Below are 11,924 nucleotides of genomic sequence, written 5' to 3' on the forward strand. Positions count from 1 at the left end.
GAGGCAGTCCGCCGGGGGTCCGGTCCGTTGAGCCCTAGACTGCGGACATGACTTCGCGGGCGCAGTTGTCCCAAGAGCGCAGTCGGCAGCGCCGCGAGGCCCTGCTGAACGCTGCTCTGGACCTTTTCGTCGAAGGCGGCTCCCGGGCCGTCACCCATCGAGCGGTCGCGGCGGCGGCCGGTCTTCCGGCCGCGACGACGACCTACTACTTCGCGACGATCGATGAGCTGCTGCGCGAGGCGCTCCAGCACCACATCCAGGGTTGGCTGGCCACGATGGCCCGGCTGGCCGACGTCGACGTGCAGGGCCTGGTCGGGTTCATCACGAAGGACACGTCCGTGGAGTTCGCGGCGGGCATCTTCGCCCAGCGCCCGGCCACCACCGCCACCCGCGAGCTCGCGGTCATCCTCGGCGCGGCCCGCGACCCCCAGCTGCGCGAGGCCGCGGTGACGGCGCTGACGACGGCGACCGACGTGCTCGTCAAGCTGCTGGTGTCGGCGGGCATCCCCGATCCGTCGGGTCTGGCCGAGGACATGGTGTCCGTCGTCGCGGGCGTCGCCCTGCGCCGGTCGGCGGGGGTCAACACCGAGGCCGAGGAGGCCGTCAAAGTGGTGCGCGCACTGCGCGCCCTCGTCATCGGTCATCTGATCGACGACGAGGCCGGCACGCAGATGCTGGAGGACCTGCGCCAGCAGGTGCTCAGTGGAAGAAGTGACGAGTCCCCGTGACGTACATCGTGACGCCGGCGGCAGCCGCCGCGGCGACCGTCTCGGCGTCGCGCACCGAGCCACCCGGCTGGACGATCGCCGTGACGCCCGCGTCGATCAGGATCTGAGGCCCGTCCGCGAACGGGAAGAACGCGTCGGACGCGGCCACCGAGCCGCGCGCGCGGTCCTCGCCGGCGCGCTCGACCGCGAGGCGGCACGAATCGACCCGGTTGACCTGACCCATGCCGATGCCGACGGACGCGCCGTCCTTGGCCAGCAAGATGGCGTTCGACTTGACCGCCTTGCACGCGCGCCACGCGAACACGAGGTCGGCGAAGGTGTCGGAGTCGACCGGCTCGCCGGCGGCGAGCGTCCACGTCGTCGGGTCGTCGCCCTCGGCGTCGACCAGGTCACGGCGCTGCAGCAGCACACCGCCGCTGATCGGCCGGAACTCGACCGGCGACTCGTGCGACGGTGCCGGGCAGCGCAGGATGCGGATGTTCTTCTTGCCCTGCAGGATCTCGACGGCGCCGTCCTCGTAGTCGGGCGCCACGATCACCTCGGTGAAGACCTCGGCGACCTGCTCGGCCATGGCGACGGTGACGGGGCGGTTGGCCGCGATGACTCCGCCGAAGGCCGAGACCGGGTCGCAGGCATGGGCCCGCGCGTGGGCCTGGGCGATGTCGGTGCCCACGGCGATGCCGCACGGGTTGGCGTGCTTGATGATCGCCACGGCGGGCTTCTCATGGGTGAACGCGGCGCGGCGGGCGGCGTCGGTGTCGACGTAGTTGTTGTACGACATCTCCTTGCCGTGCAGCTGCTCGGCGCCGGCCAGGCCGCTCGTGCCGTCGGTGTAGAGCGCGGCGGGCTGGTGCGGGTTCTCGCCGTAGCGCAGGACGGCGGACCGGTCCCACGTCGCGCCGGCGAACGCCGGGAACGGCTCGGCATCGGCCGGGGCGTAGGTCGAGGAGAACCACGAGGCGACGGCGACGTCGTAGGCGGCGGTGTGCGCGAACGCCTGGGCGGCGAGGCGCTTGCGCTGGTCGAAGGTGAACCCGCCGTTCGCCAGGGCCTGGCTCACCTCGCCGTAGGCGCTCGGCGACACGACGACGGCGACGCTGGGGTGGTTCTTGGCGGCGGCGCGCACCATCGACGGTCCGCCGATGTCGATCTGCTCGACGACCTCGTCGGGAGCGGCGCCCGACGCGACGGTCTCGCGGAAGGGGTAGAGGTTGACGATCACCAGGTCGAACGGCTCGATGTCGAGCTCCTCGAGCTGGCGCGCGTGGTCCGCCAGGCGGCGGTCGGCCAGGATGCCGGCGTGCACGCGCGGGTGCAGGGTCTTGACCCGGCCGTCGAGGCACTCGGGGAAGCCGGTGAGCTCCTCCACCGGGGTCACCGGGATGCCGGCGGCCTCGATCGTCTTGGCGGTGGAGCCGGTCGAGACGATCGAGACGCCCTCGGCGTGCAGGGCGGCAGCGAGCTCGGTCAGTCCGGTCTTGTCGTACACCGAGACGAGGGCGCGCTTGATGGGGCGGAGGTCGGTCATGACGGGTCCTTCGGCTGGAAGCGGATGCGACGGCCCTCGATCGTCCAGGGCTCGCGGGCCAGGCGGCCGACCCACTCGACGAGCATGGCCCGCTCGTGGGTCTTGATGCGTTCGTGCAGGGACTCGGGGTCGTCGTCGTCCTCGACCGGCACCGCGACCTGGGCCACGATCGGCCCGGTGTCGACGCCGGCATCGACGACGAAGAGCGTCGCGCCCGTGACCTTGACGCCGTACTCGAGGGCGTCGCGGGGCCCGTGCATGCCGGGGAAGGACGGCGACAGCGCCGGGTGGGTGTTGACGGTGCGACCGCCGAACCGCGCCAGGAAGGCCGGCCCGGTGAGCTTCATGAAGCCGGCCAGCACGACGAGGTCGGGGCGGTGGGCGGCGACCTGCTCGGCGAGGGACGCGTCCCAGTCCTCCCGCGAGGGGTGATCACCCACGCGGTCGACGAACGTGGTGATGCCGGCACGCTCGGCGCGGGCGAGACCTTCGATACCGTCGCGATCGGCGCCGACCGCGACGATCCGGGCACCGTAGGCCGGGTCGGCCGAGGCGTCGATCAGGGCCTGCAGGTTGGTCCCGGAGCCCGAGACGAGGACCACGAGCCGGGCGGGCTCAGGACGAGGCGCGGTCACGTGCAGAACGATAGTGGGCGCCGATCGCACCGAGGGCGCCGCCCGCCGCCAGCAGGGGCACGGCGATGAGCAGGCCCTGCCAGGCGGGCGGCCCGGCCGTCTGCAGCGCTCCGGGCCCGAGGGAGCCGCGCGAGGTCTCGATCAGCAGCCCCACGAGGGCACCGCCCACCGCGCCCGCCAGCGCCCCGTCCGCGGCGACTCGTGCCCACCCGCGCTCGGGAACCGGGATGCCGGTGAAGGCGACCAGCCCGGCGGCGACGCCGGCAGCCAGCGGGACGAGCGTCACCAGCACGACCCAGCCGCCGAACGGACCGGGATCGGGCAGTGCCGCCAGCGGCGGGAAGCCGGGCACCGAGCCCAGCGCGCTGCCGGCGAGGTCGACGGAGGTGTCGCTGCCCAGGGTGAACCCCGGGCCCAGCAGGACCGACGCCGACCACAGGACGAGCGTGGGGAACGCCAGCAGGCACATCAGGCCGAGCAGGAAGGGGCCACCGGGGTCGAGGGTGGCCCACAGGTCGGCGGCGCGGTCGAGGTGCCGCACGAGCATGACCAGCGTCAGGATCGTCGCGCCGCCCAGCAGGCCGATCACGCCGGTGGCGGCACCGTCGGCGACCGGGGCCCAGCGGCGGGGGAGTCCGAGCCAGGCGATGCCCGAGCGTCGAGCGGCACCCCAGGCGGCCGGCAGGCCGACGACGACGAACGCGCCGAAGGCGGCCCGGACGAAGTTCGTGCTGTGGGCGTCGGTCATCGTCGCCGCGGAGCAGATCCCGGCGAGCACGCCCGCGATGCCGCCGGTCATCGCCCCGAAGGCGACGGGGTCGACGATGGGGGTCCGCAAGGTCAGGCGGGTGAACGTGAACACCAGGACGATCACCAGGAGCGTCGCGCCCACCGGCACCATGTCGATCCGGGTCTCGCCGGTCGTCAGGGTCGCACCCACGGTGACGAGCCAGGCGCGGATCGACGTCCGGATCACGGCGACGGTCGAGTCGGCCGTCCCGGTCGCCAGCGTCGCGGCGCCCGCGAGGAGGATGCTGAGAAGGGCCGATCCGGCCGCGGTGAGGATCGCCGGGCGCCACTGATCGGCAGCACGGGACTCAGGCATCTCACCATCCAACCGGTACTGTGGCGACGATCCTGACAGCACACGCCGGGGCGGATCGAAGGGAGGCGGACGGATGACTCGAGTCGACGAGTTCGACGCCTTCTATTCGGCGACGCAGCGCGTGACGCTCGTCACGACGTACGCCAAGTGCGGCGATCGCGACGTCGCTCGCGACGCCACGATCGAGGCCTACCGGCACGCCTGGGCCCAGTGGGCCCGCGTCTCGGCCGCCGACCCGGCGGCGTTCGTCCGCGCCGAGGCGTGGAAGGGGACGGCGCTGATCCGCAGCACGCACCCGCTGCGCCGCAAGCGTCCCCACGACACCGACCGGGCGTTGCTCAAGCAGCTCGACGACCTCGACCAGCCGTCCCGGCGGCTGATCAGCCTCATGACGATCGCCGACGTCGACCTCGACGAGGCGGCGCTCGAGGTGGGAGTCGGTGACGAGGAGGCGCTGGAGCTGGCGTCCCGCGGATTCAGCCGGATCGAGGAGGGCCTCGGCGCGAGCCTCGACGAGGTCGTCGAGCGGATGCGTGCCCTCGCGGTCGTCACCGCCGGCATGGATCTGCCGACCGCGCCCGAGGTGCGGCGCTCCGCGAGTCGCGGGGCGCGTCGCAACACCGTCCTGGCCGTGGTGGCCGCCCTCGTCCTGACGCTCTTCGGCGGAGCCTTCGTGGCCCAGGGTGACGCGATGGAGCGTCAGTCGGCACTGCCCGACCGCGAGAAGATCGGCGCCGAGTCGCGCGACATCGTGCTGGACTCGCACAACATCGGCACCGACGACCTGCTGTCGGCCAGCGAGGTGGCGCACCTGCGGCCCGACACGACGTGGAAGGTCGACGCCACCGACACCGACCCGAAGAACGCGACGCCGTACGCGACCTGTCCGACCTCGCGCTTCGCCGACCCAGACCCCCTCAAGGTGTTCGTGCGGGCCTTCAGCAACGAGCGCGGCGGACGCGTGGCGCAGGCCCTCGAGGTCTCGCGGTCGCAGGCGGCCTCGGAGGCCGCGTTCGACCGGCTCGTGTCGTTCTACGCCGGCTGCCAGCACCCGCGCACTCGCCTCGTCGACGCGTATCGCGTCGAGCGTCCGTTCGGCGACTTCGACATCCTGCGCCTGCAGTCCTACCGCTCACCGGCCCGGTTCATCACGGTGGGCCTGGCGCAGTCCGGCTCGCTCACCAGCACCCTGGTGCACGAGGCGCCGGGCACCGAGCGCACCGACGTCCGCGAGTTCGCGCGCGTGCTGAACGAGTCCATCAGCCGCGTGTGCGCGGACTCCGGTGGCGACTGCACCGAGCGGTTCACCGTCACGTCGGCGCTGCCGCCGCCGGTGGGGAAGTACCCCGAGTTCCTCGACGTCGTCGACCTGCCGCCGGTCAAGACCGTCGACAGCGTCTGGAGCGCCAGCGCCCCCATCGAGGTCGGTGAGCAGAACCCCACGGCGACCCTGTGCGACGACGCCTCCTTCACCGGCAAGTCCGTCGTGCAGGCCCAGGCGCGCGTGTTCGCGATCCCCGAGGCGCCGGTGCTGCCCGAGCAGTTCGCGCTCACGCAGACGGTCGGCCGCTTCACCGACGACCGGGCCGCGAAGGCGTTCTACGACCGGATCCGCAAGAAGGTCGACCGCTGCCCCGACAGCGACCTCCCGGCCAAGATCGACGAGGCCAAGAAGATCAGGGGCGAGGGCTTCACGGGCATGTCGTGGCGCATCGGCCTGGAGATCGGCAAGAACAAGGTCGTCTACTACCGGATGGGCATCGTGCGCCGCGGCAAGGACGTCACCCAGGTGCTCTTCCCGCCCGCGGGCAAGTTCGCCATCTCCGGCGGCGAGTTCCGTGCCGTGCTCAAGCGCGCCGGTGAGCGCCTCGCCTACGCCCCGCAGTGAGCGCGCGTGCGGTGTCGGTTTACCACGGTCCCGTGGTAAACCAGCGCCTCCCCGGGGAAACTTCCCCAGGGAGGTGACGGATTCCCATGGTCCCGTGGTAATCCGGCCACCCGCCCCCCGCAACGACGAAGCCCCCGCGACCGTGAGGTCGCGGGGGCTTCGTGCTGACGGGTGTCAGAGGCTCTGCAGGATCTCCCGCATGAGGGCGGCGGTCTCGGACGGCGTCTTGCCGACCTTGACCCCGGCGGCCTCGAGGGCCTCCTTCTTCGCCTGGGCGGTGCCCGAGGAACCGGACACGATGGCGCCGGCGTGGCCCATCGTCTTGCCCTCGGGGGCCGTGAAGCCCGCGACGTAGCCGACGACCGGCTTGGTGACGTGGGCCTTGATGTACTCGGCCGCACGCTCCTCGGCGTCGCCACCGATCTCGCCGATCATCACGATCGCCTTGGTGTCGGGGTCGTTCTCGAACGCCTCGAGCGCATCGATGTGCGTCGTGCCGATGACCGGGTCGCCGCCGATGCCGATGGCGGTGGTGAAGCCGAAGTCACGCAGCTCGAACATCATCTGGTAGGTCAGGGTGCCCGACTTGGACACCAGACCGATCGGGCCCGCACCGGCGATCGTGGCCGGCGTGATGCCGGCCAGCGCCTGCCCGGGGCTGATGATGCCCGGGCAGTTGGGGCCGATGATGCGGGTCTTCTTGCCCTGGGCGTACGCCCAGAACTCGGCCGTGTCCTGGACCGGCACGCCCTCGGTGATGATCACCAGCAGGCCGATCTCGGCGTCGATGGCCTCGATGACGGCGTCCTTGGTGAACGCCGGCGGCACGAAGGCCACCGACACGTCGGCGCCGGTCTTCTCCATCGCCTCGGCGACCGAGCCGAAGACGGGGAGCTCGACGTCGTTGCCGTCGGCATCGACGTGCGTGACCGTGGTGCCGGCCTTGCGCGCGTTGACACCGCCCACGACGTTGGTGCCGGACTTGAGCATGAGGGCGGTGTGCTTGGTGCCCTCGCCGCCCGTGATGCCCTGGACGATGACCTTGGAGTCAGAGTTGAGATAGATCGCCATTTTCGTCCCTTACGCGTTCGCGAGCTCGGCGGCCTTGTCGGCGGCACCGTCCATGGTGTCGACGAGCGTGACCAGCGGGTGGTTCAGTTCGTTGAGGATCGCGCGGCCCTCGTCGACCTTGTTGCCGTCGAGACGCACGACGAGCGGCTTGGTGGCCTCGTCGCCGAGGATCTCGAGCGCGCCCTTGATGCCGTTGGCGACCGCGTCACAGGACGTGATGCCACCGAAGACGTTGACGAACACGCTCTTGACCTGCTCATCGTTCAAGATGACGTCCAGGCCGTCGGCCATGACCTGCGCCGAGGCGCCGCCGCCGATGTCGAGGAAGTTGGCGGGCTTGACGCCGCCGTGTGCCTCACCGGCGTACGCGACCACGTCGAGCGTGCTCATGACCAGGCCCGCGCCGTTGCCGATGATGCCGACCTCGCCGTCGAGCTTGACGTAGTTCAGGCCCTTCGACTTGGCCTTGACCTCGAGCGGGTCGGTGGCGTCGTTGTCGACGAACGCCTCGTGCTCGGGGTGACGGAACTCGGCGTTCTCGTCGAGCGAGACCTTGCCGTCGAGGGCCTCCAGCTTGTCGCCCTCGAGGCGCGCCAGCGGGTTGACCTCGACCAGCGTCGCGTCCTCCTCGACGAAGACCTTCCACAGGGCCTGGATCATCTCGACGGCCTGGTCGGCCAGCTCGGCCGGGAACTTCGCGTCGGCGACGATCTCACGGGCCTTGGCCTCGTCGACGCCGGTGCCGGCGTCGATCGGGATCTGGCGCACGGCCTCGGGGTTGGTCTTCGCGACCTCCTCGATCTCGACACCACCCTCGACGCTCGCGATGCACAGGTAGCTGCGGTTCGCGCGATCGAGCAGGAACGAGAAGTAGTACTCCTCGACCGGGGGAGTCGCCGGCGTGACCAGCACGCGGTTGACCGTGAGGCCCTTGATCTCCATGCCCAGGATGTTCGACGCGTGCTCGAAGGCCTCGTCGGCGGTCTTGGCGATCTTGACGCCGCCGGCCTTGCCGCGGCCGCCGGCCTTGACCTGCGCCTTGATGACGGTGACGCCGCCCAACTGCTCGGCAGCGGCCTTGGCCCCTTCGGCCGTGGTGACCACGGTGCCGAGGGTCGTTGCGACGTTGTGCTTGGCGAAGAGCTCCTTCGCCTGATATTCCATCAGATCCACGGTGACGTCCTTAATGGTGGGATTCGCTGTGGTTCAGCGGCCGCCGTGGACGCGACGCCGCCGAAGCGCTCGCGACTCTACCGGGCGTGAGGCCGCCGTTCAGGGCTGGGTTGTGTAAACGTGAGTTGAAACACCGTCCCGTCATCTGGACATGCGGGATCGACTTTCCTCTGTTATCTGGGAGTTAACCGCCGTTCACCCGGGTCGAAAGTTGGAATCGTGGACCCCGAGTCCCCTAGACTCGCGGAGTCCGACAGCCTGACCCCCCGGAGGCGCAAACCGTATGTCCGAACTCGATCGCTCGAGGAAGAGCGGTCGGTCGACCCCCGATGCCCCTGAGAACACCGGACGCGTTGGATCGCGCCGTGCAGTACGTCCCGTCGAGACCGACCACGACTCCACCATGGTGATGAACGCCGTGAGCGCCGAGTCGACGTCACAGACCTACACCGTCGGCCGCCGGGCGAAGCGCCCGACTCCCGTCGCCGCGCCGAAGGCCGTCAAGGCCGCCGTCGACCAGCCCGCCGCGACCCCCGCGCGTGCCGAGCGCAGCGCCCCCGCCGTCGAGGACACCATCACGTTCCCCGCCGTCGGCTCCCTTCCCTCCGGCCGGATCCCCGGCGCCCGCCGCGCGGCCCGCCGCGCCGCCGTCTCGAGCCGCACCCGCCTCGCGGCCGGTGCCGCCGCCGTCGCGATCGCCGCGATCGGCTCGCTGAGCGTCACCTCGCCCGGCCTGCTCGCCGGCGCCGATGCCGCTCTGGCCAAGAACTACGTCGGCGCCAACGCGACCAACGCGGTCGACGTCTCGCGCAACTACGACCGCGAGCTCGCGGTGCAGAAGCCCCTGCAGGCCCAGCAGATCGCCATGGCGCTCGCTGAGCAGAAGGCCAGGGAAGAGCAGCAGGTCCAGGCCCGCGCCGAGGAGAAGATCCGCAACCAGTGGGTCATCCCGGTCGTCGGCTACCGCATCACGGCCCGCTTCGGCCAGGGCGGCGGCTACTGGAGCAGCGGCCGTCACACCGGCCTGGACTTCGCCGGCCCCTCCGGCTCGACGATCGTCTCGATCGCCGCCGGCACCGTGAAGTCGACCGGCTACGAGGGCGCCTACGGCAACAAGACCGTCATCACGCTCAACGACGGCACCGAGGTCTGGTACTGCCACCAGAGCTCGATCCAGGTCCAGCCCGGCCAGAAGGTCGGCCCCGGTGACGTCATCGGCGCCACGGGCTCGACCGGCAACGTCACCGGCCCGCACCTGCACCTCGAGGTGCACCCGGGCGGCGGCGGACCCGCCGACCCGGCAGCGATGCTCGCCGCGCACGGCGTGAACCCCTGACGGACCCTTCGGACTCATCGGAGGCCGGATGCGTGGGCTGAGGCCCGCAGCGTCCGGCCTCCGTCGTCTGAGGGGGTGCTCAGCGGTGAGCGCGGGGCGGTGGCGCGGGGCGTCGCCCCGCGTCCTCACAGCTTCTCGAGCGGGGCGTAGCGCAGCAGCAGCCGCTTGACCCCGGCCGAGCCGAAGTCGACGCTGGCGACGGTGTTCTGGCCGGTTCCCTCGACCGTGACCACGGTGCCCAGACCGAAGCTGTCGTGGGTGACGCGGTCGCCGGGGGACAGGGACACGACCTCGCCGCCGGCCTTCTTCTTCGAGCGGGCCGCGACGGCCGAGGACTTGAACGACGCGGACGGCGTGCGCGGCGCCCACTGCGTCGGTGCGCTGGCCTCACGCTTCCAGTCGATCAAGGTCGGCGGGATCTCGTCGAGGAAGCGCGACGCCGGGTTGTAGGACGGCGCGCCCCAGGCCGATCGCACCGTGGCGCGCGTGAGGTAGAGGCGCTCACGCGCGCGGGTGATGCCCACGTACGCCAGGCGGCGCTCCTCCTGCAGTTCGGCGGGGTCGCCGAGCGAGCGCAGGTGCGGGAACACGCCGTCCTCGAGGCCGGTCAGGAACACGACGGGGAACTCCAGGCCCTTGGCGGTGTGCAGCGTCATCAAGGTGACGACGCCGTCCTTGGCGTCGGGCAGCGAGTCGGCGTCGGCGACCAGCGCGACCCGCTCGAGGAACGCGTCCAGCGAGCCTGCGGCCAGGACCACGTCGTCGTCGCTCTCCTCGTCCTCGTCGAGGGTGGCCGCGGACGCGACGAACTCGCGCGCGACGGCCACGAGCTCGGCCAGGTTCTCGACCCGGGTCTCGTCCTGCGGATCGGTGCTGTTCTCCAGCACCGTGAGGTAGCCCGACTTCGTCAGGGCCGCCTCGAGCACGGCATCGGCCGGCGCGCCGGAGGCGGCCAGGTCCATCAGCCCGGACATCGTCGCGGCGAAGCTCGAGACCGCGGTGCGCGAGCGGGTGCCCAGCTCGTCGATCTCGTCGACGCGGGTCATCGCCTCCCAGAAGCTGATGTCGTGACGGGTCGCGAACCGCTCGAGCGCGTTCTCGGCCCGGTCGCCGATGCCGCGCTTGGGCTCGTTGAGCACGCGGCGCATCGAGACGGCATCGCGGGGATTGGCCAGCACCCGCAGGTAGGCCAGGGCGTCCTTGACCTCCTTGCGCTCGTAGAAGCGCACGCCGCCGACGACGCGGTAGGGCAGTCCGACGCGGATGAACACCTCCTCGAAGACACGGCTCTGCGCGTTGGTGCGGTAGAACACCGCGATGTCGCGCGCGACCGCGATGCCCTCGTCGGCGAGCCGGTCGATCTCGTCGGCGACGAACTGCGCCTCGTCACGCTCGTCGTCGGCGACATAGCCGACCAGCAGCTCGCCGTCGCCCTCGGCGGACCACAGTTTCTTGTCCTGGCGGCCCGGGTTGCGGGCGATGACGCCGTTGGCCGCCGCGAGGATGTTCTGGGTCGACCGGTAGTTCTGCTCGAGCAGCACGGTGGCGGCGTCGGGGAAGTCGTCCTCGAATTCGAGGATGTTGCGGATCGTGGCGCCGCGGAAGGCGTAGATCGACTGGTCGGAGTCGCCCACGACCATGAGGTCGGAGTCCTGGTCGCACAACTCCTTGATGAGCGTGTACTGGGCGTGGTTGGTGTCCTGGTACTCGTCGACGAGGACGTGGCGGAACCGGCGGCGGTAGGTGTCGCGGACCTCGGGGAAGGCCTGCAGCAGGTGGACCGTGTTCATGATGAGGTCGTCGAAGTCCATCGCGTTGGCCGCACGCAGGCGCCGCTGGTACTCGGCGTAGCACTGCGCGTACGTCTCGTCGGTGCCGTTGGTGGCCCGGCGGCCGGCCTCCTCGTGGTCGACCAGCTCGTTCTTGTGGTTCGACACCCAGTTCAGGACCGCGCGCGGATTGACCTTCTTGGGGTCCAGGTCGAGGTCCTTGACGACGAGCGTCATCAACCGCCGCGTGTCGGCGGCGTCGTAGATGCTGAACGAGGAGGTGTAGCTGAACTTGTCGGCCTCGCGGCGCAGGATCCGCACGCAGGCGGAGTGGAACGTCGAGACCCACATCATCCGGGCGCGCGCACCGACCAGGTCGGCGACGCGCTCGCGCATCTCGGCGGCGGCCTTGTTGGTGAAGGTGATGGCCAAGATGGAGCCCGGGTGGGCGCCGCGGGCGGCGATGAGCCAGGCGATGCGCCGGGTCAGCACCCGGGTCTTGCCCGAGCCCGCGCCGGCGACCACCAACAGGGGCCCACCGGTGTGTGACACCGCGGTGCGCTGGGCGTCGTTCAGGCCTTCGAGCAGCTCGTCGGAGCGTGCCGTCCGCCGTTTCGCGGGGGTCTGCTCGGGGCCGTCGGGACCCGGGCGGGTCGGGCGGGAGGAGGGCACGGGGAATGGCAGGGTCATC

The 11,924-nt window shown here is 71.0% G+C and carries 9 protein-coding genes; 3 read left to right on the top strand and 6 right to left on the bottom strand.

All coding sequences use genetic code 11. The features are described 5' to 3' along the window. Positions 1-47: 47 nt before the first annotated feature. Positions 48-728, top strand: coding sequence for a TetR/AcrR family transcriptional regulator (locus GL325_RS07670; protein ID WP_187769147.1), 681 nt, complete (start codon positions 48-50; stop codon positions 726-728). Here the strand turns inward: GL325_RS07670 and purH are convergent. Genes purH through GL325_RS07685 form a run of 3 tightly spaced genes read right to left on the bottom strand, consistent with a single transcriptional unit; the run spans position 700 to position 3,996 of the window. Next, on the bottom strand, positions 700-2,256 hold the full coding sequence (gene purH, locus GL325_RS07675) for a bifunctional phosphoribosylaminoimidazolecarboxamide formyltransferase/IMP cyclohydrolase (protein ID WP_187769148.1): 1,557 nt from the start codon (positions 2,254-2,256) through the stop codon (positions 700-702). The two genes, GL325_RS07670 and purH, sit on opposite strands and share 29 nt — an antisense overlap. Continuing rightward, entirely contained in the window at positions 2,253-2,891 is a 639-nt protein-coding gene (gene purN, locus GL325_RS07680; RefSeq protein ID WP_255955799.1) for a phosphoribosylglycinamide formyltransferase, read from the bottom strand. Before purN ends, purH begins: the two co-directional genes overlap by 4 nt. Beyond that, entirely contained in the window at positions 2,872-3,996 is a 1,125-nt protein-coding gene (locus GL325_RS07685) for a DUF6350 family protein (protein ID WP_187769149.1), read from the bottom strand. Before GL325_RS07685 ends, purN begins: the two co-directional genes overlap by 20 nt. 73 nt (positions 3,997-4,069) lie before the next feature. On the opposite strand from GL325_RS07685, the gene GL325_RS07690 reads away from it, so the two are divergent. Further along, positions 4,070-5,884, top strand: coding sequence for a hypothetical protein (locus GL325_RS07690; RefSeq protein ID WP_187769150.1), 1,815 nt, complete (start codon positions 4,070-4,072; stop codon positions 5,882-5,884). A gap of 174 nt (positions 5,885-6,058) precedes the next feature. Here the strand turns inward: GL325_RS07690 and sucD are convergent, their stop codons facing one another. Together sucD and sucC are read right to left on the bottom strand one after the other, a co-directional pair. Beyond that, entirely contained in the window at positions 6,059-6,955 is an 897-nt protein-coding gene (sucD, locus tag GL325_RS07695; RefSeq protein WP_154596567.1) for a succinate--CoA ligase subunit alpha, read from the bottom strand. Positions 6,956-6,964: 9 nt separating this feature from the next. Next, the gene (sucC, locus tag GL325_RS07700) at positions 6,965-8,128 is read right to left on the bottom strand and encodes an ADP-forming succinate--CoA ligase subunit beta (RefSeq protein WP_187769151.1); all 1,164 of its coding nucleotides are present in this window, start codon (positions 8,126-8,128) and stop codon (positions 6,965-6,967) included. 409 nt (positions 8,129-8,537) lie between these two features. Here sucC and GL325_RS07705 point away from each other — a divergent pair, with 409 nt between their 5' ends. Further along, positions 8,538-9,464, top strand: a complete 927-nt coding sequence (locus GL325_RS07705; protein ID WP_223111074.1) for a M23 family metallopeptidase — start codon at positions 8,538-8,540, stop codon at positions 9,462-9,464. Between the two features lie 125 nt (positions 9,465-9,589). Here the strand turns inward: GL325_RS07705 and pcrA are convergent, their stop codons facing one another. After that, entirely contained in the window at positions 9,590-11,923 is a 2,334-nt protein-coding gene (gene pcrA / locus GL325_RS07710; RefSeq protein ID WP_187769153.1) for a DNA helicase PcrA, read from the bottom strand. Between the last annotated feature and the right edge of the window lies 1 nt (position 11,924).

Source organism: Aeromicrobium sp. 636 (genome assembly GCF_024433585.1).
Taxonomy (GTDB): Bacteria; Actinomycetota; Actinomycetes; order Propionibacteriales; family Nocardioidaceae; genus Aeromicrobium; species Aeromicrobium senzhongii.